A 26,119-nucleotide genomic window follows, 5' to 3' on the forward strand; every position below is an offset into this window, starting at 1 on the left:
ACGGAGAACGCCATGCCGACATCGCTGCGCTACGTCTTCCGCCGGCTGGTCCAGGCACTGCCGATGGCCTTCGCCATCGTGCTGCTGAACTTCCTGCTGCTGAAGCTGACGCCGGGCGACCTCGCCGACGTCATCGCCGGGGAGTCCGGCTCGGCGACGCCGGAGTTCATGGAGAACCTGCGCCGGCTCTACGGGCTCGACATTCCGGTCCACCTCCAGTTCCTGAACTACATCCAGGGCATCCTGCATTTCGACCTCGGCTATTCCTTCCGCCAGGGCATGCCGGTGGGCGAGCTGATCCTCGAACGTCTGCCGGCGACGATCCTGCTGTCGCTGACCGCGATCCTGTTCGCGCTCTTGGTCGGCGTGCTCCTCGGCGTGGTGGCGGCGCGGTCGCGCGGAAGTCTGCTGGACGAGGCGATCTCGGTCGTCTCCACCATGGGCTTCGCCACCCCGCTGTTCTGGGTCGGGCTGATGCTGATCGTGCTGTTCTCCATCGAGCTGCGCTGGCTGCCGTCGGCCGGCATGGTGACGGTGGGGGCGGATTACCGCGGCCGTTGGGACGAGTGGCTAGACATCGGCCGGCATCTGGTGCTGCCGGCCGTGACGCTCAGCCTGTTCTTCCTGTCGATCTATGTCCGCATCACCCGCTCGGCGATGCTGGAGGTCTACGGGCTCGATTTCGTGCGCACGGCCAGGGCCAAGGGGCTGACCGAGGCCCGCGTGGTGATCCGCCACGTGCTGCGCAACGCCCTGCTGCCCATCGTGACGGTCACCGGCCTGCAACTCGGCGCCATCTTCGGCGGCACGGTGGTGGTCGAGACGGTCTTTGGCTGGCCCGGCCTCGGCCGGCTGGCGCAGGAGGCGGTGTTCTCGCGCGACGTCAACCTGCTGCTCGGCATCTTCCTGTGCAGCTCCTTCATCGTCATCGTCGTCAATCTGGCGGTCGACCTGCTCTATGCGGCGCTCGACCCGCGGGTGGAGGTCCGTCAATGAGCCTGTCCACCCCGACCCATGGCGGGATGCCGGGCGGCATCCTCCAGCGCCTGATGCGCACGCCGGGACTGCGCCGGCTGCGCGGTTCGCGGGCGCTGCTGGTCGGCCTGCTGCTGCTGGCCGCAGTCGTCGCCGTCGCCCTGTCCGCCGGCCTGCTCTATCCGGGCGATCCGCGCGACATGGCCGGCCCCGCCGGCACCTGGCCCGGCATCGACGCCCGCTTCCCCCTCGGCACCGACATGCTGGGCCGCGACATGGCGGCGGCGATGGCCCATTCCGCCGGCACCTCGCTGACCGTCGGCATCGCCGCGGCGACGCTGGCGCTGCTGGTCGGCATCGCCGCCGGCGTGCTGGCCGGCTATTTCGGCGGTGCCGTCGACGACGTGCTGATGCGGATCAGCGAACTGTTCCAGACCATGCCCAGCCTGCTCTTCACCATCATCCTGGTGGTGATCCTCGGGCCGACCACCGCCAGCATCAGCTTCGCCATCGGCATCACCGCCTGGCCGCAGATCGCCCGGCTGGTGCGGGCGGAGGCGGTTCGGGTGCGCCGGCTCGACTATGTCGACGCCGCGGTCACGCTGGGCATGGGACACGGGCGGATCGTCCTGCTCCATGTGCTGCCGAACAGCCTGGCGCCGGTCGTGGTCGCCGCCTCGATCCTGGTGGCCCAGGCGATCCTGTCCGACGCCTCGCTGTCCTTCCTCGGCCTCGGCGACCCCAACGGGATGAGCTGGGGCAGCATGGTCGGCGCCGGCCGGCCGATGCTGCGCACCGCCTGGTACATGACGGCACTTCCCGGCGGGGCGATCTTCCTCACCGTCATGGGCTTCATGCTGATCGGCAACGGCCTGAACGACCTCCTCAATCCCCGCACCCCCGTGAGGTGACCCATGAGCCTGCTCGAGGTCGAAGACCTGACCGTCCGTTTCGGCGACGCCGTCGTCGTCGACCGGCTGTCCTTCTCGGTCGAGGCCGGCGAGACGCTGGCCATCGTCGGTGAATCCGGCTGCGGCAAATCGATGACGGCGCTGGCGCTGACGCGGCTGGTGGCGCCGCCGGGACGGATCGGCGGACGGGTGCGGCTCGACGGGCTGGACCTGACCGGCCTGCCCGAGGCACGGATGCGCGCCGTGCGCGGCGACCGCATCGGCATCGTCTTCCAGGACCCGATGTCGGCGCTCAATCCGGTGCTGACCGTCGGCGAGCAGGTCGCCGAGGCGGTGCGCGCCCACAGCCCGCTCGGTGCCCGGGCGGCGCGGGCGCGGGCGGCGGAGCTGCTGGATCTCGTCCATATTCCCGACGCCCACCGCCGCCTCGACGACCATCCGCACCGCTTCTCGGGCGGCATGCGCCAGCGGGTCGCCATCGCCATCGCCATCGCCGCCAACCCCGCCCTGCTGATCGCCGACGAGCCGACGACGGCGCTCGACGTCACCATCCAGGCGCAGATTCTCTGCCTGCTGGACGAGCTGCGCCGCGACCTCGGCATGGGGCTGATCCTCATCACCCACGACCTCGGCGTCGTTGCCGAAACCGCCGACCGCGTGCTGGTCATGTATGCCGGACGCAAGGTCGAGGAGCAGGACACGCCCGGCCTGTTCGCTGCCCCGCTGCACCCCTACACCCGCCGGCTGATGGGGGCCAAGCCGCGGCTGACGCTGGGCGAGCCGCCGCCGCGGCAGCGGCTGCAGGAAATCCCCGGCCTGGTGCCCCTGCCGGGCGCGATCCCGCCGGGCTGCGCCTTCGCTCCGCGCTGCGCCGACGCCGACGCCGGCTGCGCCGCCGTTCCGCCGTTGCAGCGGCACGGGCGGGCCGCGGTCGCCTGCCACAAGGTCGATCTGGCGGCCCGGGCGCCCCGGCAGATCCCGCGATGGACCGACCGCAGCCAATGGAGGGCGGCGGAATGAGCGCGCTTCTCGAGGTCGAGGATCTCCGCGTCCGCTACGCCACCCGGCGCGGCTCCCTGATGGCGGTTGACGGCGTGTCCTTCTCCCTGCATGCCGGCAGGACGCTGGGTCTGGTCGGCGAGTCCGGCTGCGGCAAATCCTCGCTCGGCAAGGCGATCATGCGGATCGTCGATCCGCATTCCGGCGCCATCCGGCTCGACGGCGTGGACATCGGCCGGCTGAGCGGCCGCCATCTGCGGCCGCACCGCCGCCGCTTCCAGATGGTGTTCCAGGATCCGGCGGCCTCGCTCGATCCGCGCCAGCGCATCCGCCGCGCCCTGGAGGAGCCGCTGGCCGTGCATGGCCGGGGCGACCGGAGCGAGCGGCGCGACAGGGTGCGCGAGGTCATGGCCCAGGTCGGGCTGCATCCGGAGATGGCGGACCGGCTGCCGCATGAATTCTCCGGCGGCCAGCGCCAGCGCATCGCCATCGCCCGCGCCCTGATGCTGGAGCCGAGCCTGATCGTCTGCGACGAGCCGGTCTCGGCGCTCGACGTCTCGCTGCAGGCGCAGATCCTCAACCTGCTGGCCGACCTGCAGGCGTCGCGCGGGATCGCCTACCTGTTCATCAGCCACGACCTCTCGGTAGTCCAGCATCTCGCCGACCGGATCGCCGTGATGTATCTCGGCCAGATCGTCGAGATCGCCGACCGCGCGGCCCTGTGGCGGTCGCCGGCCCACCCCTACACCCAGGCGCTGATCGCCGCGGTTCCGCGCATGGCCCCCGAACGGCGCGGGCTGGACCGGACCCGGCTGCTGCCGGGCGACCTGCCGGCGCCGCAGGATCCGCCGCCCGGATGCCGCTTCGCCGGCCGCTGCCCCTTCGCGACCCGCCTGTGCCGCGAGCAGGCGCCGCGGCTGGCCGAGATCGCCCCCGGCCATGCGGTCGCCTGCCATCTCCATACCGCACCCGATGCCGCGCCCGGTGGTGCGGCAGCCCCGTCCCTTCCCCATTTCCTGCAGAAGGACACCGTCCAATGAACGCCGTCACCGGCAAGCCCGTCCCCGCGCATGACCCGACTTTCGAGACGGCCGAGCAGAGGCAGGCCCGCGTCGATCTGGCCGCGGCCCAGCGCCTGGCGGTGATCCAGGAAATGAGCGAGGGCATCTACAACCATTTCACCTTGACGGTGCCGGGACATGACGACCGCTTCTATGTCAGCCCGCTCGGGCTGCACTGGTCGGAGATCAAGGCCGGCGACCTGCTCACCGTCGATTACGACGGCCGCCTGCTCGACGGCAAGGGACCGCTCCAGCGCTCCGCCTTCTGCATCCACGCCCCCATCCACCGGCGCAAGCCGCAGCACGCCGCGCTGTTCCACACCCACATGCCCTACACCAGCGCGCTGACCCGGTTGCAGGACCAGCGGTTGCTGCCGATCGGGCACACCGAGGCCCAGCTGATCGCCGAGATCGCCTATGACGACGACTACACCGGCCTCGCCCGCGACCCGGCCGAGGGCGAACGTCTGGCCGACATCCTCGGCGACAAGACCATCCTGATCATGGCGCATCACGGCGTGCTGGTCGCCGGCCGGACCATCTCGGAAGCCTACGACCGGCTCTATACGCTGGAGCGGGCGGCGCGGGTGCAGCTCTTCGCCCAATGGACCGGCAAGCCGCTGCGCGAACTGCCCGGCGAGATGGTCGCGCATGTCCACGCCACCATCACCGGCGGCCCGCTGGCCCCCGGCGTGGCGTCGGGCCACGAGCTGCATTTCGGGGCCCTGAAGCGGCTGCTCGACCGCCAGAATCCCGGCTACCGCGAATGACCGTCCCCGCCTTCGACCGAAAGGGAACCGCCGTGACCACCTTCCCCCCCGCCCTGGCCGGGATACCGGCCAGGACGCCGGCCAGAACACCGATTGAGACGCCAGCCGGGACGACCGGCATCGATCCCCGGACGCTTCTGGACTGGCTGGAGGACGGCGGCGAGATCGCCTTCCTCGACCTGCGCGAGGAAGGTCCCTTCGGCGAGGGGCACCCGCTTCTCGCCGTCAACATACCGTTCAGCCGGCTGGAGTTCGACATCGCCGCGCTCGTCCCGCGCGCCGACACCCGCATCGTGCTGCTGGCCGGGGAGCCGGTCGCTGCGCTTGCGGCCAGCCGGCTCTCGGCGCTCGGCTATACCGGCGTCCATGTGCTGTCCGGCGGGGTGGAGTCCTGGTCCGCCGCCGGCCTGCTGCTCTTCCCCAGCGTCAACGTGCCGGGCAAGGCCTTCGCCGAATGCGTCGAACACGCCTATCATACACCGGACATCGAGGCGGCCGAACTCGACCGGCTCGTCCGGGCCGGGGCCGATCTGGTGATCCTCGACAGCCGCACCGTGGAAGAGTTCGAGCGGTTCCATGTGCCGGGTGCCGTCAGCGCGCCGGGTGCTGAGATCGTCCACCGCTTCGCCGACCTCGTTCCCTCGCCGGACAGTCTCGTCGTCGTCTCCTGCGCCGGACGGACGCGGGGCATCATCGGCGCCCAGGCGCTGATCAACGCCGGCATTCCCAACCGCGTGGTCGCCCTGTCGGGCGGAACCCAGGGCTGGCGCCTTGCCGGCTTCGAACTGGAGCGCGACAAGCCGCTTCCGCCCCGGCCGCCGGTGGGGCCGGAGGCCCGCGAGCTGGCGCGACAGCGCGCCGCCGACCTTGCCCGGCGCTTCGCCGTCCCGGTGATCGACCGCGCCGCGCTGGAGCGGCTGCGTGCCGATCCCGCCCGAACCACCTATCTCTTCGACGTCCGCCTGCCGGCCGAGCATGCCGGGGGACATGCCGAGGGGGTTCCGTCCGCCCAGGGCGGGCAGCTGGTGCAGGCGCTCGACACATGGGCGGCCACCCGCGGGGCACGGATCGTGCTGACCGACGACGACGGCGTGCGCGCCACCGTGACGGCGCACTGGTTGCGCCAACTCGGCTGGGATGCGCTGGTCCTGCCCGGACTGGTGTCGGGGACAGCCCCGCCTCCCGCCCATGCGGTGCCGCTCCCCCCACAGCGGGCGAAGCCGCTTTCCGCCAGCGAGGCCGGTGACCGGCTGCGGCGCGGTGCGGCTCTGCTCTTCTCGGATTCCAGCGGCGATTACCGCCGCTCCCACCCGGCGGGAGCGCTCTGGGCCAACCGCTCGCGCCTCGGCCCGCCGGAACGGTTCGACCGCGCGGCCGGGGTCGTGGTGACCGGGCAGGATCCGGTGACCGCCCATCTCCTCGCCCTGGACCTGGAGGAAACCGGCATTCCGGCCGCGGTCCTTCCCGGCGGCGAGGCGGCCTGGACGGCCGCCGGCCTTGCGGTCGTCACGTCGCCTTCCGAGCCTGCCGATGCCGACCGCATCGACCATCTGTTCTGGCTCCATGACCGCCACAGCGGCAACCTCGAAGCGTCGCGCGCCTATCTCGACTGGGAGCTGTCGCTGCCGGGGGCCGTCGGCACGCCGGAAGCCGCCGGCTTCCGCATCGGACCGGCGGCAGCGCGATGACCGCCCCGCGGATCTGCATCTTCGGGGCGGGCGCGGTCGGCAGCCATGTGGCGGCGAAGCTGCTGCACGCCGGTGTCCCCGGCGTCGGCGTCGTCGCGCGCGGTCCTCACCTGACAGCGATGCGCGAGCGCGGCCTCACCTTCCGGAGCGATCGGGAAGAGTTCCGCGTCGCGGTGCCGGTGGCGACCGACGATCCTTCGACCCTGCCGCCGCAGGATGTCGTCGTCGTCACGCTGAAGGCGCCGGCCCTGCCGCCGGCGGCGGGCGCGCTCGCCCGGCTGCTGGCTCCCGACGGGGTCGCGGTCTTCCTGTTGAACGGGATTCCCTGGTGGTGGAACCATGGCCTGCGGGAAGGCGGCCTGGAGGAAGGCGGCGGTCCGCTGCCGCTGCTCGATCCCGACGCCGCGCTCTGGCGAAACGTCGGGCCGGCGCGGGCGTTGGGCGGCGTCGTGATGTCGCCCAACGAGATCGTCGAGCCGGGCGTCGTCGTTCACGGCGCGCACAGCCGGTTCGTCATCGGCGAGCCTGACGGCAGTGACAGCCCGCGGGCCCGCGGGCTGGTCGAGCTGTTCACCGCCGCCGGCATGCCCGCCCTGCTGTCGACCGACATCCGGACCGACATCTGGCGCAAGCTGCTGGTCAACGCGCCGGGCAATCCGCTGGCCGCCCTGACCCGACTGTCGGCGAAGGACCGGGCCGTCGACCCCGAGCTGGCGGAACTCGGACGGCGCATCGCCGGCGAGGTGGCCGACACCGCCCGGGCGCTCGGCTATGATCTGACCCAGCACGCCGATGCCGACGATACGATGAGGTGGGCAGCCACGCGGTCGGAAACCCGGCCTTCCATGCTGCAGGATGTCCTGCACGGCCGCGCCACCGAGGTCGAATGCCTGCTCGGCCAAGTGCAGGCCTTTGCCAGGGAGCGGTCCGTTCCGACGCCGGTCATCGACATCGTCCTGCCGATTCTGCGCGGCCTGGACCGGTCCCTGCGCCGGTGACGGCGGCGCAGGTCTTTTTTGGCATCGCCATCGGCGGCAGGCGTTCCGTCAGTCCGGCGCCGGACCGGCCGCCGGGACGAACGGGACGCGGCCCTCGACCGGATAGCCGGGGTCGTTGTAGCCGGGGGTGGACGCATTGCCCGTCGACACCAGACGGTCGACCAGCGCCTCGTCCTCGGCGGTGAAGCGGTAATCGAGCGCCCGCACATAGGCGTCCCACTGTTCCTCGGTGCGGGGGCCGGCGATGGCGGCGGTGACCAGCCGGTTGTTCAGCACCCAGGCCAGTGCGAAATCGGCGGCAGAGATGCCACGGGCGGCGGCATGGCGCTGGATTTCCTGGGCGATGGCCAGGGATTCCGGACGCCATTCGGTTTCGAGGATGCGGCGGTCGGCCCGGCCGGCCCGGGTGTCCGGCGCCGGCGCCGCGCCGGGAACATATTTGCCGGTCAGCACGCCCCGGGCGAGCGGCGAGTAGGAGACGACGCCGATCCCGTAATGGCCCGCAGCCGGAAGCTGCTCCACCTCCGCCTTGCGGTCGACGATGTTGTAGAGCGGCTGGCTCGCCACCGGCCGGTCGATGCCGTGGGCGTCGGCCAGATGGACGATCTCGGCAATCCGCCAGCCGCTGAAGTTGGACACGCCGAAATAGCGCAGCTTGCCGGCCCGGATCAGGTCGGCGATGGCCCGCACCGCCTCGTCCAGCGGTGCGTCGAGCGACGCCCGGTGGATATAGGCGATGTCGATGTAGTCGGTGCCGAGGCGGCGCAGGCTGTTCTCCACCGCTTCGACAATCCACTTGCGCGAGATGCCCCTGCTGTTCGGGCCCTCCCCCATCGGGTTGGCGAACTTGGTCGCCAGCACCCAGGCGTCGCGGTCGCCGCGGATCGCGCTTCCGACCACCCGCTCCGACGCGCCGCGATGATAGACGTCGGCCGTGTCGATGAAGGTGAAGCCCTGAGCCCGCGCTTTCGCGACGATGCGGTGGGCGGTCGCCTCGTCGGTCTGCCCGCCGAACATCATGGTGCCCAGCGCCAGCGGCGGAACCTTCAGTCCGCTGCGGCCAAGATTGCGGTAATCGACCATGTCCCCAAATCTCCCTTGGCTGGATGCCTCACCCTGCGGATCCCCGGCCGGCAGCCCCCTGGCCGGCAGCCTTGGACGCTCTCGCTGCGACCGATCCCTGCGCCGAGACCAGTGGAACAGTCACCCCGCCATTCAGGCAAGCGGCAGCGTCAGGGCGTCCTCCTCGATCTCGATTCCCAGCGCCTCGTTGAACCGGTTGAAGAACGCGCAGAGCGCGGTGCGCAGCGTCAGCTCGACCACCTGCTCCTCGCTGAAATGCTCGCGCAGGCGGGCGAACAGGGCGTCGCTCACCCGTGCCGGGTCGCGGGTCACCTGCGCCGCGTAGTCCCTGACCAGACGGTCCACCGGGTCGAGCCCCGGCACGTCCGGTTCCAGGATCCGCTCCACCGTCTCGGCAGGCAGGCCCTGTTCGACCAGACGCGGGGCGTGGTGCGCGACGCAGTAGGCACAGGCGGCCGCCTTCGACGCGGTCACCAGGACGATCTCCAGATGCCGTTTGGAGATGACGGCGTCGGATGCGGACTCCAGCAGCAGCCCGAAGACATGACGCAAGGCCGGCGGGCGGTGGGCGAAGACGCGCAGCATGTTGCCGAAGGGGCCGTAGTCGCGCTGGATGCGCTCGTAGACGGCGCGGGCTTCGCCGCTGACGTCCTCGATTTCGATGTTGCGGACACGGGCCATGGGAAGGGTTCCTTCTGTCGGATCAGGCAGGATCAGTTTTGAGCCGGGGGTTCGGCGAGGTGACAGGCGACAAAATGGTCCGCGTCGCCGACGGCACGTAGCGATGGCGCCTCATGGCGGCACCGCTCGACCGCCAGGGGGCAGCGGGTGTGGAAACGGCAGCCGGCCGGCGGCGCGAAGGCGCTGGGCAGGTCGCCGGTCAGCGCCGCCCGCGTCCGCCGCTCCGCCGGCCGGTCCAGATCGGGGACCGCATCGAACAGCGCCCGGGTATAGGGGTGCAGCGGACGCCGCCACAGCGCCTCGCGCGGGGCGGTCTCGACGATGCGGCCGAGATACATCACGCCGACCCGGTCGGCGATGTGCTCGACCACCGACAGGTCGTGGCTGATGAACAGGAAGGCGACGCCGAGATCGCGCTGCAGATCGTCCAGCAGGTTGAGGATCTGCGCCTGCACCGAGACGTCGAGAGCCGACACCGGCTCGTCGCAGACCACCAGCGCCGGCGACAGGGCAAGCGCGCGGGCGATGCCGATCCGCTGGCGCTGGCCGCCGGAAAACTCATGCGGATGGCGCGAGGCCGCATCCGCGGGCAAGCCGACGCGGGCGAGCAGCTCGGCGACGCGGTCGCGCCGCTCCGACCGCCGGCCGATGCCGTGGACGTGCAGCGGTTCGGCGAGCAGCTGCCCAACGGTCCAGCGGGGATCGAGCGAGCCGAACGGGTCCTGGAACACCATCTGCAACTTGCGCCGGATCGGGCGCAGCGCCGCCCGGCTCTTGCCGGAGAGATCCTCGCCGTCCAGACGGATGCGGCCGGCGGCCGGCTCGATCAGCCGCAGGATCGCCCGGCCGAGGGTCGATTTCCCGCAGCCTGACTCGCCCACGAGGCCGAGCGTCTCGCCCCGCCCGACGGTCAGCGACACCCCGTCCACCGCGTGGACCACACCATGCGGCGTGTCGTACTGGACGACGAGGTCCTCGACCGCCAGCAGCGGTTCGCCCTGCCCGGCGTCGGGGCGCACGGGGTCAGGCGAGGCGGGCATGGGGAAGGCTGTGGCTTGGGGCAAGGAAGTCTCCGACGCGGAGGCAGGCGACCTGCCCGTCTTCCAACGATGTGTTCTTGAGCACTGTCAGGGGCGGTTCGGCGGCGGTGCAGTCTTCCGTCGCCGACGCGCAGCGCGGGGCGAAGGCGCAGCCCGGCGGCATCGCCGCCAGCGACGGCACGGTGCCGGGAATCTCGACCAGCCGGGGGCGCCCGCCGCCGTCCACACGGCGGCGCGGGCGGGCGGCGATCAGGCCGCGGGTGTAGGGGTGCAGCGGGGTTGCGAACAGGTCGGCGGCGGCGCGCTCCTCGACCTTACGGCCGGCATACATCACCAGCACCCGCTCGGCATGGCCGGCGACGACGCCCAGATCGTGGGTGATGAGGACGACGCCCATGCCGCCCTGCTTCAGCTCGTCGATCAGGTCGAGAATCTGCGCCTGGATGGTGACGTCGAGCGCCGTCGTCGGCTCGTCGGCGACCAGAACCACCGGGTTGCAGGCCAGCGCCATGGCGATCACCACCCGCTGGCGCATCCCGCCGGACAGCCGGTGCGGGTGCTCGCCGAAGCGGCGGACCGGGTCGGGGATGTGGACGCGCTCCAGCAGCGTCAGCGCGCGGTCGCGGGCCTCGCGGCGGCTCACCGTTTCATGGTCGCGGATGGTCTCGACGATCTGCTCGCCGATGGTCAGCACCGGGTTGAGCGTGGTCATCGGCTCCTGGAATACCATGGCGATGCGGCGGCCGCGGACATCGCGCAGTGCCTCGGGGCCGAGCCCCAGCAGGTTGCGTCCCTCCAGCCGGATCGCCTTGCCCTCGGCGCGGCCCGGCGGTGGAACGAGGCCGAGAAGGGCCAGCGCGGTGATCGACTTGCCGCAGCCGGACTCGCCGACGATGGCCAGCGTCTCGCCGCGCGCCACCTGGAAGGACAGGTTGCGCACCGCCAGCAGGCTGCGTCCGCGCTCCTGGAAGCGGATGGACAGGTCCTCCACCTCCAGAACGGGTTGAGGGGATTGGGTCATCGGCGGTTCTGCCTGGGATCGAGAGCGTCGTTCAGCCCGTCGCCGAGCAGATTCAGGGCCAGCACCGCCGCGACGATGGCGAGGCCCGGCACGGTGGCGACATACCAGTCAGTGCGCAGCACCTCGCGGCCGGCGCCGACCATGCTGCCCCAGCTGACGATGTTGGGATCGCCCAAGCCCAGGAAGGCGAGGCTCGATTCCGTCAGGATCGCCGACGCCACCATGATGGACGCCGACACGACGATCGGCGCCAGTACGTTGGGCAGCACATGGGTCAGGATGATGCGCGCATCCGACAGGCCGAGCACGATGCTGGCCTGGACCATCTCGCCGTCGCGCAGGCGCAGCACCTCCGCCCGCACCAGCCGGGCCAGGCTGGGCCAGGAGGTCAGCCCGATGGCGAGCACCACCGTGGTCATGGTCGGCTGCAGGATGGCGACGATGACGATGGGGAACAGGAAGGGCGGGATGGTCTGGAACAGCTCCGTCACATGCATCAGCGCGTGATCTGCGCGCCCCCGGAAGAAGCCGGCAATGGCGCCGACGCCGACACCGATGACCAGCGACACCAGCGTCGCCACCCCCCCGATCAGCAGCGACACCCGCGCGCCGTGGAAGACGCCGGCGGCGATGTCGCGCCCCATCATGTCGGTGCCGAGCGGGAAATCGGGATCGGCGCCCGGCCACAGGAAGGGCGTGCCCGCCATGTCGAGCGGATCGGCCGGATAGACGACATCGGCCAGCGCCGCCATGGCGAGGATGGCGCCGAGCAGGGCCAGCCCGGCGACCGCCGACGGCCGGCGCAGCAGGCGGGCGAACAGGCCGCGGCGGACGGGCCGCTCCTCCGCAGCGGGCAGGACGGATTGGGCGATGCTCATCTGGCAAAGTCGATGCGCGGATCGAGCACCGTGTAGAGGAGATCGACCGCGAGATTGACGACCACGACCACCGCCGAGCTGCACAGCAGGATGCCGAGCAGCAGGTTCAGGTCGCGTTGGAACAGCGCCTCGAAGGCGAGGCGCCCCAGCCCCGGCCAGGCGAAGATGGTCTCCACCAGCACCGCCCCGCCGAGGATCGAGCCGACCTGCACCCCGAGCATGGTCACGACGGGCAGCAGCGCGTTGCGCAGCACGTGACGCAAAGCGATGCGGCGCGGCTTCAATCCCTTGGCGACGGCGGTGCGGACGAAGTCCTGGGTCGTCACCTCCAGCATCGCCGCCCGCATCAGGCGGGTGTAGATGGCGAGGTAGAACAGCCCGAGGGTCGCCGCCGGCAGCACCAGATGACGGGCGACGTCCTTGACATGGTCCCAGCCGCCATAGCCGGCCTCGACGCTGGTCATGCCGCCGACCGGCAGCCAGTCCAGCCCGACCGAGAAGACCACCACAAGCACCAGTCCGATCCAGAACACCGGCGTGGCGTAGAACAGCAGGGCCAGCGTCGAGATGAGCGTATCGGCCAGCCGACCGGCGTTGCGCGCGGCGACCACGCCGAGCGCCGATCCGGCCAGCACGGCGAAACCGATGCTGGCGGTCATCAGCAGCAGGGTGGCCGGCAGCCGCTGCCCGATCAGCTCCAGCACCGGCAGGCCATGCCGGAAGGAGAAGCCGAGGTTGAAGGTCAGCAGGTTGCCGAGATACTGGAGGAACTGGAGCGGCAATGGCTGATCCAGCCCGAACTGGCGGCGCAGGGCCGCCATGTATTCCGGCGTGGCCGATCCCGCCTCCCCCGCCAGCACCTGGGCCGCGTCGCCGGGGGCCAGATGCAGCAGAAAGAAGTTGACGACGGCGATGCCGAGCACGACCAGCGCCATGTGAACCAGCCTCCCCGCCCAGAAGCGGAGCCGCCGGCGGCCAGCCCTGACCACAGGCCTCGAGGGTCCGGCCATGATCAGTTCGATGCCGCCTTGTCGAACCAGGCGTCCTTCAGCGAGCCGTAAATCTGGTCGCCGTGGGTCACCACATCCTTCAGGTTCGCGGCGTGGACCGAGAAGAACTTCAGTTCGGCCAACGGGATCGACGGCAGGTCGGTCTGGACGATCTGCTGGATCTTCTTGAAGGTGGCGATGCGGTCCTCCTGGCGCGCCTGCCCCTGGGCCTGGGCGATCAGGGCGTCGACCTCCGGGTTGCGGTATCCCGAGCCGTTGGTCCAGGGCGTGTTCTTGCCCACCCAGCCCGACCAGTAGGCGCGCGTCACCCCGACCTGCGGGTCGGAGAAGGCGGCGAACCAGGCGCTGGAGATGTCGAAGTCACGATCGCCGTAGACGCGCTTGGTGAAGGCGGCGGTGTCCTGGCTTCGGATCGTCACCTCGATGCCGACACGCTTCAGCGCCTGCTTCAGATACTCGCCGGTGCGCTTGTAGTCATCGCCGTAGGGGATGAAGTCATGGGTCAGCGCGAAGCGCACCCCGTCGGGACCGCGCTTGTAGCCGGCCTCGTCAAGCAGCGCCTCGGCCTTCTTGACGTCGAACTCGTATTGCGGAACGGTGGCGTCGTGGAAGGCGGGAAGGGTCGAGGGCACCGGGCTGATCGCCGGCTTGGCGAAGCCGTACCAGACGATGTTGGAGATCGCCTTGCGGTCGATGGCGTGGGCGATGGCGCGGCGGACCCGCACGTCCTTCAGATATTTGTTGTCGACGTTCAGGTCGAAGAACAGCCAGGGCGAGATCCACTCGTAGCCGCGCGTCTCGATCTTCAGGCTCGGCAGCTTGCCCAGCCGCTCGGCGTCCTTCAGCGGCACCGGGCTGAAGACCGCATACTGCACGTCCCCCTTCTCCAGCGCCGCGGCGCGGGCGGCGGCGTCGGGGATCACCTTGAAGACGATCCGGTCGAGATGGGGCTTGCCCTTGTCCCAGTAGTTCGGGTTGCGCTCCAGGATCAGATGGTTGCCCTTGCTCCATTCCTTGAAGACGAAGGCGCCGGTGCCGACCGGCTTCAGGTTGTAGGGATTGTTGAGGATGTCGGTTCCCTCGTACAGATGCTTGGGCAGCACCTGCGCGCCGTTGGAATTGACCGAACTCAGAATGGCCAGCGACGGTTCGCTGAGGCGCAGGATGACGGTGTGGTCGTCCGGCGTGTCGACCTGCGTCACCCGTCCGAAGGTCGCCTGGTTGCGCGGGTGGATCGTCTTCCAGACATTCTCCAGCGTCCATTTCACGTCGGCGGCGGTGAAGGGATGCCCGTCGTGCCACGTCACGCCCTTGCGCAGGAAGAAGGTGATCGACAGGCCGTCGGGCGCCACCTCCCATCGCTCGGCCAGGGCCGGCTTGGGGTTGAGGTCCAGGTCGTAATCGACCAGGCCGTCGAAGACATTGCCGCTGATGAAGCCGGTCGGCGCCGCCGTGTTGATCGCCGAGGTCAGGGTGACCGGCTCGGGCTGAACGATGGCGGTCAGTGTGCCGCCGTCCTGCGGCGTCCCGGCGAATGCCGCACCGCCGAACAGGGACGCCACACTGGCGGCCAGCACCGTGGCGCGCAACAGGACGAAACGGGAAACGGTGGACGTCATGGCATGCCCTTGCTGATCTGTCCCACCGGATCGAGGGCCGGTGAGGGTTTGCACGATGGCCCGGAACACGATGGCCCGGAAGGACGGGAAGCGGGGAAAACACAATAGTGGTTTGTTTTATATTTTATTTCACTAGTATGATGGTAGGTATTTTTGGCTGTCAAGCTGCATCTTCGCGTATGCGAATGCAGCGCTGCACGCTGTTCCACACCCGCGTGACGGCGGACGCAGAGAAGCCTCAGGGCAGGATCTCGGTGTGCGACAGCACGAGGAACAGCAGGGAATCGCCGTCGCCGACATTCACGCAGGCATAGGGGACGTCGGCGTCGAAAAGAATGGTGTCGCCGGCGGCCCGAAGTTCGACCACGCCCTCCGCGACGACCAGATGGGCGCCGGTCCCCGGCGGATGGCCGCCGCCGACCTCGCTGCCGCCGGGATGCAGGCGGATCTCGAAAACATCGGCCCCCCTCCCCTCGCCCGGCGGGGCCAGCAGCCGCGACTGGGCCAGCCCATCCGGGGAAACCAGCGTCCTGGTCTGGGATTGGCGCACCACCACCACCCCGCCCTGCTCGGTGAACCGGGTCAGCGATGCCAGAGTGACATCCAGCGCACGGGCGATCTTCCACAGCACGGTGATGGTCGGCGCACTGCGTCCAAGCTCGATCTGCCCAAGCATCGCGCGGCTGACCCCGGACAGCCGCGCCAGCCGCTCCAGCGACAGCCCCTGGCGGGTGCGCAAACGCCGCAGATGACGCCCGAGTATCGCGGGGATCGCATCCTCGCCGGAGGGAGCATAGTCGTCGTTCGCCACGCTCACAGATCGTCCTCTCCGCTTGAACGGGCCTGTGTGCACCGGCCACATTTCCCATTGAATGAGAAGAGAATATCTCCTTTAGCCTATTCAGCAAGTAGATTTAACGTCGCAGCCTGTTCCTTCGGGGATTAAATCACAAAATCGAATCGTTCATTCTGCCTGCGCTCATGCTCGCCGGCCAGCCGGCCGATCAGGGCGGCGGCGGACGGCGCCGGTTCCGGCCGTCCGATGAGATAGCCCTGGATCAGGCGGCAACCGTTCGCCGCCAGCCAGGCATGCTGGGCCGGCGTCTCCACCCCCTCGGCGACCAGCGTCATCGACAGGCTGCGCGCCAGCCCGATGATGGCGCGGGCGACCGCCTGTCCGCCGGCATTGTCCAGGTCCGCCGCTCCCAGATTGCGGGTGAAGGACCCGTCCATTTTCAGCACGTCGAACGGCAGGCTGTTGAGATAGCTGAGGCTGGAATAGCCGGTGCCGAAATCGTCCAGCGCCAGCCGCACCCCCAGCCGCTTCAGCCCGGTCAGCACATGGCGGCTGTACTCCATATCCTCGATCAGCAACCCCTCGGTCACCTCCAGCACCAGCAGGGCGGGATCGATGCCGGTCGTCTCCAGCACCGTCCGCACATCCTCCAGCAGGGCGGGGTCGCGAAGCTGGCGCGGCGATACGTTGACCGCGATCTCCAAAGCCGGCCCGCCGCCATCCGCCCAGCTCCGGATCTGCCGGCAGGCGGTTTCCAGCACCCAGCGGCCGATGGGCAGGATCAGCCCGCTCGCCTCGCACAGGGGGATGAACACCGATGGCGGAACGGGTGCGGCGTCGCCCGGCGGCTGCCAGCGCAGCAGCGCCTCGACCCCGACGGGACGGCCACCGGCCGCCTCGACCAGCGGCTGGTAGGCGAGATGGAACTCGCCGCGCTCCAGCGCGCCGGCCAGCAGCCCGCGCAGCCGGGCCCGCTCGGCCGCCGCGTCCGTCATCGCCGGGTCATACCGGCAGACCGTGCTGCCGCCGCGCTCCTTGGCCCGGTACATGGCCATGTCCGCCTTGCGCAGCAGGTCGTCGGCACCGTCGCCCTGCGCGGAATGGCCGACCACGCCGATGCTGACGGTCAGCCGGTGCCGGCCGCCGGCAAGCGGAAACGGTTCGGCCATCGCCCGGATCAGGGACTGCGAGGCCGCATCGGCCGTCGGGCCGCCGCCCTCCTCGACGATGATTGTGAATTCGCCGCCGCCCAGCCGCGCGACCGTCGTCCCGGCCGCCAGCGCGTCGCGCAGCCGGCGGGCCACCGCGACGAGAAGCTCGTCGCCCACCGCATGGCCGAACTGGTCGTTGATCTCCTTGAAGCCGTCGAAATCGAGCAGCATCACCGCCAGCCGGGTGCCGTCCCGCCGCGCCGCCGCAATTGCAGCCTCCAGGCACCGACGGAACTCGACACGGTTGGGAAGGCCGGTCAAAGGATCGAAATGCGCCAGCCAGGCGATCCGGTCCTCCACCGCCTTGACCTGGGTGATGTCGCGGAACACCAGCACACCGCCGACCGACCGGCCGTCCTGGACCAGCGGGCGGGCATTCACCCGCAGCCAGACGCCTGCTCCGCCGGAAACGGCCGCGGCGAGATACAGGCTCTCGCGGTCCATCGTCTCGCCGCGGATCGCCCGGCCCATCGGCCAAAGCGCTTCCGGGCATGGGCTGACCCCGTCCTCCAGCCGCAGGCGGTTTCCGAAATGCGCGTCGAAGGCGACGCCGCCCAGCGGACCGAAGACCGCCTCCGCCGCCGGGTTGGCGGTTATGATGCGGCCGTCGCAGCCGGCGACGCACACTCCCTCCGCCATATTGTCGAGGACGAGACGGAGGATCGGCGCCACGCCGGCCTCCTCAGGTTGCACAACCGATGGAACCGCCCGGCGAAGGGACGAGTGCGGCATGGGAGTCACCATTTCCATGTCACATAAGAGAGAATTATTATCCACAGTGTGTATTGTTATAATAGTACATATTTTTCATGTTTTTATTATGCACTCCGCTGCATGAACGAAGGTCGCGTCCCAAGTTTTCACCGATCTTTCACAGGCGCTCCCACAGAACACGACCGGCTTCGCAGAAGCCGCCCATGCATTTGTCCGCGCCTGAACAGGAAAATGGCAGCGGTAATTCCCACCCTTAAATAGAGAATACTCCGGTATCGGGGTTTGGCCCAATTGAACGGAGGTCTGTCCGTTATAGCGGATCAATCGACCTGCGCTGTTTTACCGGAGCTTGAGAGGCAGCCTGAAGCTGTGCATGGTCGGCCTTGCCCCGATGCCGGGGATGCGGCCGCCGCCGGCGGACCGCAGCCCGAGGCGAGGGCTTCGCCCTTCCGCCGGTCAGCCCGCCCCACTCCCCGCACCGATGCCTCCACGCAGCCGACGCGGCGGCCATCGCCGTCGCGCGCCGCCGGAGTGCCTTTCACTGCCATCGCCCTTCGCAAGGAGCCGATTCCCATGTCCGAAGACACCGAGCTGCGCCGAACACTGAACGAGCAGGCGGCACGCCAGCTCGCCAACGCCACGAAGACGCGGGCGCAATGGTCGGGCATCACACCGCGCTGGCTGGTGTCCTTTCTGCCCTGGACGCCGGTGGAGGCCGGCATCTACCGCCTGAACCGCGTCATCGACCCGCAGGGCCAGGTGCGGACCGAGGTGGAATGCAGCCCGCGCAACGACGCCGACCTGCCGGAAACCTTCGTCCCCTACGATGAAAGTCCGCGTGAGTATTCGCTGAACGCGGTCACGACGGTTCTGGACGTCCAGACCCGCGTCTCCGACCTCTACAGCCACCCCATCGACCAGATCCAGGAACAGCTGCGGCTGCTGATCGAAAAGGTGAAGGAGCGCCAGGAAAGCGAACTGATCAACAACGCCGAATACGGCCTGCTGACCAACGCCGCCCCCGGCCAGCGGATCAAGACCCGCAAGGGCCAGCCCACCCCCGACGACCTGGACGAGTTGATCGCCAAGGTGTGGAAGGAGCCCGCCTTCTTCCTGGCCCATCCGCGCGCCATCGCCGCCTTCGGCCGCGAATGCACCCGCCGCGGCGTGCCGCCGCCCACCGTCACCCTGCACGGCTCGCCCTTCCTGACCTGGCGCGGCCTGCCGCTGATCCCCAGCGACAAGCTGCACGTCACGCCGGACGGCCGCACCAACATCCTGCTGCTGCGCACCGGGGAGGCGAAACAGGGCGTCATCGGCCTGTTCCAGCCCGGCGTTCCCGGCGAGGTGGCGCCGAGTCTGTCGGTCCGCTTCATGGGCATCAACCGCAAGGCCATCGCGTCTTACCTGATCTCGCTCTACTGCTCGGCCGCGGTCCTGACCGAGGGTGCCATCGGCGTGCTGGAGGATGTCAATGTCGGCCATTATTACGACTATGCCTGATCCCGCCGGCCTTCCCGCCGACGCGCTCACCCTGTCGCCTTCGGCGGCGGCAGGGGATGCCGGCTTCGCGGGCTCGCCCGATGCCGGCCTGATCGCCCGGCTCGCCAACCAGTTCTTCCAGACGCTGCCCAATGGTCAGCCGGCCGCCGTCCGGGCGGCCCCGCCGCCGGCTGCGGTTTCCGCCGTCCATGCGCCGGGACCGGTTCCGGCCGTTCCGGTCGCTCCGGCCGCGGCACCCCCGGCCGGCGACGGCGGGCTCGGTTCCATCCTGCATTCGCTGGGCGGCGCGCTGTCGCTGGTACCGCCGCCGGTGCCTTCCCCGGCATCTCCCTTGGCATCTCCCCTGCCGGCCGCCAGTCCGGCCGCCGGTCCGGCTCTGCCGGCGGGACAGCCATATTTCCTCGGACGCAGTCCCGCCAGTGCACCGGGCGGCTCAGCGGCGACCTCGGCGGCCACGGTCCCCGCCGCCCCCGGCCATCTGGTCGATGTCGGCGCGCTGTCGGTCCAGCTGCGCGCCGATCAGATCCCCGACCTGCCCCTGCCGGCGGCTCCCGCCTTCGACCCGCGCGCCGCCCGGCGCGACTTTCCGATCCTGAACCAGACGGTGCATGGCAAGCCGCTGATCTGGCTGGACAACGCAGCCACCACGCAGAAGCCGCAGGCGGTGATCGACCGGCTCGCCCGTTTCTACGCCGAGGAAAATTCCAACATCCACCGCGCCGCCCATGCGCTGGCGGCCCGCGCCACCGACGCCTATGAGGATGCGCGTGAGAAGGTCCGCCGCTTCGTCGGTGCCGCCGACACCCGCGAGATCGTCTTCGTCCGCGGCGCCACCGAGGCGATCAATCTGGTCGCCAAGGCCTGGGGCCACCAGTTCGTCCGCGAGGGCGACGAGATCGTCGTCACCTGGCTGGAGCATCACGCCAACATCGTTCCCTGGCAGCAGCTCTGCGCGGAAACCGGTGCCCGGCTGCGGGTGGTGCCGGTCGACGACGACGGCCAGATCCGGATGGACGAGTATGCCCGCCTGCTGGGTCCGCGCACGAAGCTGGTGTCCCTGACCCTGGTGTCGAACGCGCTCGGCACCGTTACCCCGGCGGCGGAGATGGTGGCGATGGCGCGCGCCGCCGGCATCCGCACCCTGGTCGACGGGGCGCAGGCGGTGTCGCACATGCCGGTGAACGTCCAGTCTCTCGGCTGCGACTTCTTCGTGCTGTCGGGCCACAAGATGTTCGCCCCGACCGGAATCGGCGTGCTCTATGGCCGTCTCGACGTTCTGGAGGGCATGCGGCCCTGGCAGGGCGGCGGCAACATGATCGCAGACGTCACCTTTGAAAAGACCGCGTACCAGCCGGCGCCAATGCGGTTCGAGGCCGGCACCGGCAACATCGCCGACGCGGTGGGGCTGGGGGCGGCCATCGCCTATCTCGAGCGGATCGGCATGCCGGCCATCGCCGCCTACGAGCATCACCTGCTCGACTACGCGACCGCCGGCCTGCTGACCGTGCCCGGCCTGCGGCTGATCGGCACCGCGCGGGAGAAGGCCGGCGTGCTGTCCTTCGTGCTGGACGGCTGCAAGACGGAGGATATCGGCCGCGCGCTCGACCGCGAGGGCATCGCCGTACGTTCCGGCCATCACTGCGCCCAGCCGATCCTGCGCCGCTTCGGGGTGGAAAGCACGGTGCGCCCCTCGCTCGCCTTCTACAACACCTGCGAGGACATCGACGCGCTGACCGCCGCCCTCCACCGCGTCCGGGCCGAACTGGTCCGGCGCGGACAGCGGTCGTGAGGAGAACGCCCATGGGCCGCATCGTCGCCCCAGCCTGCTTCGCCGCATCCAGGACCCCGGAACGGGCGGCGGCGGGCGACCGGGCCGAAGCCGCGCTGTGGACGAGGCTGCGCGCGGATGCCGAGGATGCTGCCGGCCGCGATCCGCTGCTGCGCAGCTTCATCCACATCGCCGTGCTGTCGCATGAAGGCTTCGGATCGGCGCTGGGCGGCCATCTCGCCCGCAAGCTGGGCGATTGGTACATCTCGGCTGAGCGTCTCGCCGATCTCGCCGAGACCGCCTATGCGGAGGAACCGGCCATCGTCGCGGCGGCGGTCGCCGACCTCGGCGCCATCGTCGCCCGCGATCCGGCGGCTGACGGCTGCCTGACTCCGTTCCTCTATTTCAAGGGCTTCCACGCCCTGCAATGGCACCGCGTCGCCCATTGGCTGTGGCGGCATGGGCGCACCGAACTCGCCCATTTCCTGCAAAGCCGGGTGTCGGAAGCCTTCGCCGTCGACATCCATCCCGCAGTGCCGTTCGGCTGCGGCGTGCTGATCGACCATGGCACCGGCGTCGTCATCGGCGAGACGGCGGAGGTCGGTGACGACGTCTCGATCCTCCAGGGCGTCACCTTGGGCGGCACCGGCAAAGAGCATGGCGACCGCCATCCCAAGGTGCGCGACGGCGTCCTGCTGGCCGCGGGTGCCAAAGTGCTGGGCAACATCGAGATCGGCCGGCATGCCAAGGTCGGCGCCGGCAGCGTGGTGCTGAAGCCGGTGCCGCCCGGCGCCACCGTGGCCGGGGTGCCGGCCAGGATCGTCGGCTGGACCAACTCGCCGCAGGCCCCGGCGGAAGAGATGGACATGAGCCTGCCGGAGCCGGATTACACAATCTGACCCCTGCGGGTGAGAGCATAGGAGAGGGTCAGTGCAGGGTGGCGTGCGGGCGGGTGATTTTGGTGCACAACTCGGCGTTCTGCTGAATTGCAGCCTGCTGAGCTGATGATCAAGCGACTTTGCGGGAGGACTGCATACCTGTTCATGGTCTTGCACCCGACGGCGGCTTCGACCTCCTAGGCCGGCAGAGTCCGAGCTCGAAGACCACGGCCGATCATTTGCCTGTGGCGCATCAACGCCACCTCGCCCAAGAAGCGGCGGCCGTAGCGGACCTCCCGCTGCCAGCCGAGCCGACCACGCTCCATGATTTTGAGGATGTGGCGGTCGCGTTGACGGGGAGCATTCCCAGTCGTGGCGCTCGACACCGCCGTCGAGCGGGGTGAGATGATTATATCCGCGTCGGGGCGATGGGCGGTGCCGGAAGGGTAGACCGGCTCGCCGTCATCTGCACCGTCCGCCAGCAGGGTGCCAATCGGACGCGCCTCTGATTGAGCAAGGGGCCAACCAGAGAGGCATCCCCGTCCTCGGTGGTCGTCAGCTCTGAGGTGAGGATCTCGCCGGTATCCGGATCGACGGCGAGGTGAACCGAATCAGCCATCGCTCACCTGACCAGCAAGGACTGTACCAGCCCGTCGCGATAGACCAGATCAAGCGGCACATCGCCGGCATGACGGTGCGGGAAACAGGCCGGTTTCGAGAGACGCAGGAGTTTGCCAAAGCCCTCAACAATGGGCAGGTCGACAAGGCCGGTGCCCCATACTGGATGCATCTGGAACGGGTTGCCGCCGCCTGGCCGAGGGCATTGCCACCTGAAAAAAGAATAGCTCCTCCACACGCTTGGAGTAGGTCGCCCGGTGGGCGATAATGGGCCGGTGGGTCCGTCGCCAAGACGGCCTACGCTCAACACCCGTAAAGGAAAATCGAAAGTGATGTTGAACGCGGACTTCGGGGAACCCCTCGACAAGCTCTGCCCGAAGTGCGGGAGTGCAAACCTCGTCCACAGCGTGGAAATGCAGGCGGTCCGTTTCCCCTATGGACCCGGGGACGTCCTGATGGCGACCGTCGATGTGCGGGTCCCTGTTACCACCTGCGGCGCCTGTGGGGACGCCTGGACTGATGCCCGAGCAGAGAGCGTCCGGGAAGAAGCCGTCTTGCAGCGCCTCAATGAGTTGAAGGCCTGAGAGCACAGCCGCAACTGAGGCTGTATTTGGATCGCGGCTTTCCGAGGGTGGATAATCAGTAGAGGGGCAGGGGATGGCCGAGTGGGTTGCGGACGGATCGGACTGCGGCTGGTGGTTGCTGCCTGAATAGCTTCATGATGAAGTCCAGTACCACGTCGGTCCATGCCCGACACGGTGAGCGGCAATCGCTGCGGCCGAGGCCGCCGGTGCCGCTCACCAGTTCCAGTAAAGGAGCATCCTCCGGCCATGGACCGTGCCGAGGAAATCGCGCATTGCGCAGTTGAGCCTTTTCGCGCGTTTCGTCGCCGTTGCGGTGGCTCCGTTACAGGGCGATCAAAAACACATAAGTAGAATTATGGAAATAAATGGCGCAAATCCGCCATTCTGAACGCAAAAAACGCCGCCCGGTCGCGAGACCGGACGGCGTCCGAAATCCTGTCTGAAAAAATCCGACACTCAGGCCGCGTTCTCGCTCAGCACGCCGCGGCGGATCTGGTCGAGTTCGATGGATTCGAACAGCGCCTTGAAGTTGCCCTCGCCGAAGCCCTCGTTGCCGATGCGCTGGATGATCTCGAAGAAGATCGGGCCGATGACGTTCTGGGTGAAGATTTGCAACAGCAGCCCCTGGCCCTCGGTCGGGGCGCCATCGACCAGGATGCAGTTGGCCTGGAGGCGCTTCAGATCCTGGTTGTGGCCCGGCACACGAGTATCGACCCGCTCGTAGTAAGTGTCGGGCGTGTCCTGGAACGGGGTGCCCATGCCGCGCATCGTCTCCACGGTGCGGACGATGTCGTTGGTGCCGAGCGCCACATGCTGGATGCCTTCGCCCCTGTAGTCGCGCAGATATTCGACGATCTGCGACTTGTTGTCGGCGGACTCGTTGATCGGGATGCGGATCTTGCCGCAGGGGCTGGTCATCGCCTTCGACCGCAGGCCGGTCAGCTTGCCCTCGATGTCGAAGTAGCGGATCTCGCGGAAGCCGAACAGGCGGGTGTAGAACTCGGCCCACTCCTCCATCCGTCCGGTGTGGACGTTGTGGGTCAGATGGTCGATGTAGGTCAGGCCGGCGCCCTGCGGATGCTGGTCCACCCCCGGCAGCGGCACGAAATCGACCTCATAGATGCTGCCGCGGTCGGCATATCGGTCGACGAGGTAGATCAGCGAATCGCCGATGCCCTTGATGGCGGGGATGTTCAGTTCCATGGCACCGACGCGGGTCTCTACTCCCCAGGCGCCGAGGTCCAGCGCCCGGCGGTAGGCGAAGGCGGCGTCGCCGACGCGGAAGGCGATGGCGCAGATCGACGGGCCGTGCTGGGCTGCAAAGTTGCGCGGGAAACCCGACGGCTCGGCATTGACGATGAAGTTCACATCGCCCTGGCGGTAAAGCGTCACGTCCTTCGACCGGTGGCGGGCGATTGCCGTGAAGCCCAGCTGCTCGAACAGGCGGCCCAGCGCCACGGTGTCCGGCGCCGTGAATTCGATGAACTCGAATCCGTCGGTCTTCATCGGGTTGTCCCACATGTCGGCCATGATCGCCTCTCCCTTGGATTGTTCTGCGATCAGTATGCCGGACTGTCCGTGGAAAGAGCTTTCAAAGTGGGGCGGGCACACCTATGATTTTGGCAGGATTTTTCGGCATGCTGCCTGTAATCGGAGATTCTTGCCGTTGCCCGCCACGCTATCGGAAATCGACATCAAAATCCTCGTCGCCCTGCAGGAGGACTCGCGCCTGACCGTGCAGGAGCTGGCCGACCGGGTCGGCACTTCGCCCTCCTCCTGCTGGCGTCGCCTGAAGTCGCTGGAGGAAACCGGGGTGATCCGCCGCTACACGGCGCTGGTCGATCCCAAGGCGGCGGCGGTCGGCGAATGCGTCTTCGCCCATGTGACGCTGGACCGCCATTCCGCCGAGACCGCCGCCATCTTCATCGACGCGGTGCGCAAGCGGCCGGAGGTTCTGGAATGCTATGCGGTGTCGGGCGACGCCGACTATCTGCTGCGGGTCGCGGTGCGGGCCATCGCCGACTACAACCGCTTTCTGGAGGAGTTCGTGTTCCAACTGCCCTTCCAGGTCCGCATCCGCTCCAACTTCGCCCTGAAGGAAATCAAGTTCGAGACAGCACTGCCGTTGGGGGGCGGGGCGTAAAGCCGCCCCTGGCCTCTCCCCTACCCCGCCACGCGGCGCTTGGCCGGCACTGCGGCGGCTGCGGCGGCCGGGTGCGGACCGGCGATGCGGTCGAGCAGCAGGTCCAGGCCGCTGCGGCTGGTCTCGAAGGCGACGCGCGCACGGGTCAGCGTCTGCGCCGAGGCAGCGGCGAGCGCCTCGCGATCGTCGGCCCAGGCCGACAGGATCGGGAGGGCCGCCTTCACGAAATCGGCATTCTGCGGCACCAGCCCGTCGGCCGGGATGTCGGAGCCGATGCAGCCGCGCTCATAGGCCAGCACCGGCACGCCGGCGGCCATCGCCTCGAACAGCACCAGCGGCTGCGCTTCGTTGCGGTAGCGGGTCGGGAAGACAAAGACGTCGATGTCGCGGTAGAAGGCCTCCTTGGCCTCGCCATGGACCGGGCCGTGATACTCGACCGCCCCGTCGAAGGCCATCAGCCCGGCGGCGATCATCGCGTTGTCCTCCGGCTTCAGCCCCGGACCGGCCAGCACCAGCCTGGCGTCCACCCCCTCGAGCTGCAGGGCGCGCAGCAGGGCGAACAGCGTGTCCAGCCCCTTCTCGCTGCACAGGTTCGACAGATGGCCGATGCGCAGGGGACCGTCGCGCCGCGGACGCGGAATGGCGCCGGGAGCCGAGAAGATGGCGTTCGACATCGTCATGCAGGTGCGCGCCGCCGGATAGATCGACTGGAAGCGCATCTGCATCGCCGGGCACAGCAGGACATGGGTGCAGTCGCTGCCGGCGACGCGGGTCAGCAGCCGCATCCGCCAGGTCGGCTTGGAGATGGTGGCAAAGGAGTGATGGTGCAGCACCCGCTCATAGCCGAACAGCCGCGCGGTCCCGGCGAGGGCAGCGGTGTAGAGCGCCCCCCAGCCGGAATCCACCGGCATGTAGAAACGGCGGTCGGCTTTCCGCAGCCCGGCGGCGAGCCGGCCCATGGTGCCGAACACCCGTGTCATCTTGCGCAGATGGTAGACGGCGCCGCCGCCGTTCCAACCGGGCGACAGGTCGGCGACCTCCACGCGGCCGCGCCCCCGCATGCGGTCCTGCAGACGCTCCAGCACCAGGGCCGTCACCCGGCTCATCCCGTCCACCGGCGGCGGCAGGCGCCCGGAGACGACCACATGGGTGCGCGCGTTCCGTTCCATC

22 protein-coding genes and 1 pseudogene are annotated in these 26,119 nt (G+C 69.1%); 11 read left to right on the top strand and 12 right to left on the bottom strand.

The annotated features are described in order from the left end of the window. Positions 1–12: 12 nt before the first annotated feature. From GBZ48_RS07815 to GBZ48_RS07845, 7 genes are read left to right on the top strand one after another with little or no spacing between them, the layout of a single operon-like run. The gene (locus GBZ48_RS07815; protein WP_174470507.1) at positions 13–996 is read left to right on the top strand and encodes an ABC transporter permease; all 984 of its coding nucleotides are present in this window, start codon (positions 13–15) and stop codon (positions 994–996) included. After that, entirely contained in the window at positions 993–1,886 is an 894-nt protein-coding gene (locus GBZ48_RS07820; RefSeq protein ID WP_246307053.1) for an ABC transporter permease, read from the top strand. Before GBZ48_RS07815 ends, GBZ48_RS07820 begins: the two co-directional genes overlap by 4 nt. 3 nt (positions 1,887–1,889) lie before the next feature. Continuing rightward, complete coding sequence (locus GBZ48_RS07825) at positions 1,890–2,906, top strand: ABC transporter ATP-binding protein (RefSeq protein WP_174470508.1); 1,017 nt, start codon at positions 1,890–1,892, stop codon at positions 2,904–2,906. Next, positions 2,903–3,925: an ABC transporter ATP-binding protein gene (locus GBZ48_RS07830; protein WP_174470509.1), complete on the top strand. Its 1,023-nt coding sequence runs from the start codon at positions 2,903–2,905 to the stop codon at positions 3,923–3,925. The genes GBZ48_RS07825 and GBZ48_RS07830 overlap by 4 nt, the downstream gene beginning before the upstream one ends. Then, positions 3,922–4,716 (top strand): class II aldolase/adducin family protein, encoded by a 795-nt coding sequence (locus tag GBZ48_RS07835; RefSeq protein ID WP_174470510.1) that lies wholly within the window; start codon positions 3,922–3,924, stop codon positions 4,714–4,716. The genes GBZ48_RS07830 and GBZ48_RS07835 overlap by 4 nt, the downstream gene beginning before the upstream one ends. A gap of 32 nt (positions 4,717–4,748) precedes the next feature. Beyond that, positions 4,749–6,404: a rhodanese-like domain-containing protein gene (locus GBZ48_RS07840; RefSeq protein WP_174470511.1), complete on the top strand. Its 1,656-nt coding sequence runs from the start codon at positions 4,749–4,751 to the stop codon at positions 6,402–6,404. Further along, complete coding sequence (locus GBZ48_RS07845; RefSeq protein WP_174470512.1) at positions 6,401–7,402, top strand: ketopantoate reductase family protein; 1,002 nt, start codon at positions 6,401–6,403, stop codon at positions 7,400–7,402. Before GBZ48_RS07840 ends, GBZ48_RS07845 begins: the two co-directional genes overlap by 4 nt. Positions 7,403–7,450: 48 nt before the next feature. Here the strand turns inward: GBZ48_RS07845 and GBZ48_RS07850 are convergent, their stop codons facing one another. From GBZ48_RS07850 to GBZ48_RS07890, 9 genes are all read right to left on the bottom strand, one after another. Continuing rightward, complete coding sequence (locus GBZ48_RS07850) at positions 7,451–8,485, bottom strand: aldo/keto reductase (protein WP_174470513.1); 1,035 nt, start codon at positions 8,483–8,485, stop codon at positions 7,451–7,453. 132 nt (positions 8,486–8,617) lie between these two features. Then, positions 8,618–9,166, bottom strand: a complete 549-nt coding sequence (locus GBZ48_RS07855) for a carboxymuconolactone decarboxylase family protein (RefSeq protein WP_174470514.1) — start codon at positions 9,164–9,166, stop codon at positions 8,618–8,620. Positions 9,167–9,198: 32 nt separating this feature from the next. Next, positions 9,199–10,206, bottom strand: coding sequence for an ABC transporter ATP-binding protein (locus GBZ48_RS07860; RefSeq protein ID WP_174470515.1), 1,008 nt, complete (start codon positions 10,204–10,206; stop codon positions 9,199–9,201). Beyond that, on the bottom strand, positions 10,190–11,227 hold the full coding sequence (locus tag GBZ48_RS07865; protein ID WP_174470516.1) for an ABC transporter ATP-binding protein: 1,038 nt from the start codon (positions 11,225–11,227) through the stop codon (positions 10,190–10,192). Before GBZ48_RS07865 ends, GBZ48_RS07860 begins: the two co-directional genes overlap by 17 nt. Further along, positions 11,224–12,105, bottom strand: coding sequence for an ABC transporter permease (locus tag GBZ48_RS07870; protein WP_174470517.1), 882 nt, complete (start codon positions 12,103–12,105; stop codon positions 11,224–11,226). Before GBZ48_RS07870 ends, GBZ48_RS07865 begins: the two co-directional genes overlap by 4 nt. Beyond that, positions 12,102–13,115: an ABC transporter permease gene (locus tag GBZ48_RS07875; RefSeq protein WP_174470518.1), complete on the bottom strand. Its 1,014-nt coding sequence runs from the start codon at positions 13,113–13,115 to the stop codon at positions 12,102–12,104. The genes GBZ48_RS07870 and GBZ48_RS07875 overlap by 4 nt, the downstream gene beginning before the upstream one ends. Before the next feature lie 2 nt (positions 13,116–13,117). Further along, entirely contained in the window at positions 13,118–14,734 is a 1,617-nt protein-coding gene (locus tag GBZ48_RS07880) for an ABC transporter substrate-binding protein (RefSeq protein ID WP_174470519.1), read from the bottom strand. Positions 14,735–14,972: 238 nt separating this feature from the next. After that, positions 14,973–15,551 (bottom strand): helix-turn-helix domain-containing protein, encoded by a 579-nt coding sequence (locus GBZ48_RS07885; RefSeq protein WP_343049417.1) that lies wholly within the window; start codon positions 15,549–15,551, stop codon positions 14,973–14,975. Between the two features lie 125 nt (positions 15,552–15,676). Next, a complete protein-coding gene (locus GBZ48_RS07890) occupies positions 15,677–17,413 on the bottom strand; it encodes an EAL domain-containing protein (protein ID WP_343049418.1) in 1,737 nt (578 codons plus the stop codon). A gap of 615 nt (positions 17,414–18,028) precedes the next feature. Here GBZ48_RS07890 and GBZ48_RS07895 point away from each other — a divergent pair. The 3 genes from GBZ48_RS07895 to cysE are packed head-to-tail and all read left to right on the top strand — an operon-like array spanning position 18,029 to position 21,625. After that, positions 18,029–18,958 (top strand): family 2A encapsulin nanocompartment shell protein, encoded by a 930-nt coding sequence (locus tag GBZ48_RS07895; RefSeq protein WP_174470522.1) that lies wholly within the window; start codon positions 18,029–18,031, stop codon positions 18,956–18,958. After that, positions 18,930–20,747 carry a family 2A encapsulin nanocompartment cargo protein cysteine desulfurase gene (locus GBZ48_RS07900; RefSeq protein ID WP_246307056.1) on the top strand — a complete coding sequence of 606 codons (1,818 nt, stop codon included), beginning with the start codon at positions 18,930–18,932 and terminating at the stop codon, positions 20,745–20,747. Before GBZ48_RS07895 ends, GBZ48_RS07900 begins: the two co-directional genes overlap by 29 nt. A gap of 11 nt (positions 20,748–20,758) precedes the next feature. Then, positions 20,759–21,625: a serine O-acetyltransferase gene (gene cysE / locus GBZ48_RS07905; RefSeq protein ID WP_246307057.1), complete on the top strand. Its 867-nt coding sequence runs from the start codon at positions 20,759–20,761 to the stop codon at positions 21,623–21,625. A 179-nt stretch (positions 21,626–21,804) separates the two neighbouring features. Here cysE and GBZ48_RS36135 read toward each other — a convergent pair. Together GBZ48_RS36135 and hppD are read right to left on the bottom strand one after the other, a co-directional pair. Next, positions 21,805–22,211 (bottom strand): annotated as a pseudogene (locus tag GBZ48_RS36135) (transposase); the annotation flags it as partial. A 1,051-nt stretch (positions 22,212–23,262) separates the two neighbouring features. Beyond that, positions 23,263–24,336, bottom strand: a complete 1,074-nt coding sequence (gene hppD / locus GBZ48_RS07910) for a 4-hydroxyphenylpyruvate dioxygenase (RefSeq protein WP_174470524.1) — start codon at positions 24,334–24,336, stop codon at positions 23,263–23,265. Between the two features lie 136 nt (positions 24,337–24,472). Here hppD and GBZ48_RS07915 point away from each other — a divergent pair, with 136 nt between their 5' ends. Next, positions 24,473–24,949, top strand: a complete 477-nt coding sequence (locus GBZ48_RS07915; RefSeq protein WP_174470525.1) for an Lrp/AsnC family transcriptional regulator — start codon at positions 24,473–24,475, stop codon at positions 24,947–24,949. A 20-nt stretch (positions 24,950–24,969) separates the two neighbouring features. Here the strand turns inward: GBZ48_RS07915 and GBZ48_RS07920 are convergent, their stop codons facing one another. After that, a complete protein-coding gene (locus GBZ48_RS07920) occupies positions 24,970–26,118 on the bottom strand; it encodes a glycosyltransferase family 4 protein (protein WP_174470526.1) in 1,149 nt (382 codons plus the stop codon). Position 26,119 lies beyond the last annotated feature (1 nt).

Origin of the sequence: Azospirillum melinis (genome assembly GCF_013340935.1) — a bacterium.
Classification (GTDB): Bacteria; Pseudomonadota; Alphaproteobacteria; order Azospirillales; family Azospirillaceae; genus Azospirillum; species Azospirillum melinis.

Coding starts and splice junctions, on each gene's coding strand:
- GBZ48_RS07815 (WP_174470507.1), top strand. CDS start 13: ATGCCGACATCGCTGCGCTACGTCTTCCGCCGGCTGGTCCAGGCACTG.
- GBZ48_RS07820 (WP_246307053.1), top strand. CDS start 993: ATGAGCCTGTCCACCCCGACCCATGGCGGGATGCCGGGCGGCATCCTC.
- GBZ48_RS07825 (WP_174470508.1), top strand. CDS start 1,890: ATGAGCCTGCTCGAGGTCGAAGACCTGACCGTCCGTTTCGGCGACGCC.
- GBZ48_RS07830 (WP_174470509.1), top strand. CDS start 2,903: ATGAGCGCGCTTCTCGAGGTCGAGGATCTCCGCGTCCGCTACGCCACC.
- GBZ48_RS07835 (WP_174470510.1), top strand. CDS start 3,922: ATGAACGCCGTCACCGGCAAGCCCGTCCCCGCGCATGACCCGACTTTC.
- GBZ48_RS07845 (WP_174470512.1), top strand. CDS start 6,401: ATGACCGCCCCGCGGATCTGCATCTTCGGGGCGGGCGCGGTCGGCAGC.
- GBZ48_RS07850 (WP_174470513.1), bottom strand. CDS start 8,485: ATGGTCGATTACCGCAATCTTGGCCGCAGCGGACTGAAGGTTCCGCCG.
- GBZ48_RS07855 (WP_174470514.1), bottom strand. CDS start 9,166: ATGGCCCGTGTCCGCAACATCGAAATCGAGGACGTCAGCGGCGAAGCC.
- GBZ48_RS07860 (WP_174470515.1), bottom strand. CDS start 10,206: ATGCCCGCCTCGCCTGACCCCGTGCGCCCCGACGCCGGGCAGGGCGAA.
- GBZ48_RS07865 (WP_174470516.1), bottom strand. CDS start 11,227: ATGACCCAATCCCCTCAACCCGTTCTGGAGGTGGAGGACCTGTCCATC.
- GBZ48_RS07870 (WP_174470517.1), bottom strand. CDS start 12,105: ATGAGCATCGCCCAATCCGTCCTGCCCGCTGCGGAGGAGCGGCCCGTC.
- GBZ48_RS07875 (WP_174470518.1), bottom strand. CDS start 13,115: ATGGCCGGACCCTCGAGGCCTGTGGTCAGGGCTGGCCGCCGGCGGCTC.
- GBZ48_RS07880 (WP_174470519.1), bottom strand. CDS start 14,734: ATGACGTCCACCGTTTCCCGTTTCGTCCTGTTGCGCGCCACGGTGCTG.
- GBZ48_RS07895 (WP_174470522.1), top strand. CDS start 18,029: ATGTCCGAAGACACCGAGCTGCGCCGAACACTGAACGAGCAGGCGGCA.
- GBZ48_RS07900 (WP_246307056.1), top strand. CDS start 18,930: ATGTCGGCCATTATTACGACTATGCCTGATCCCGCCGGCCTTCCCGCC.
- cysE (WP_246307057.1), top strand. CDS start 20,759: ATGGGCCGCATCGTCGCCCCAGCCTGCTTCGCCGCATCCAGGACCCCG.
- hppD (WP_174470524.1), bottom strand. CDS start 24,336: ATGGCCGACATGTGGGACAACCCGATGAAGACCGACGGATTCGAGTTC.
- GBZ48_RS07920 (WP_174470526.1), bottom strand. CDS start 26,118: ATGGAACGGAACGCGCGCACCCATGTGGTCGTCTCCGGGCGCCTGCCG.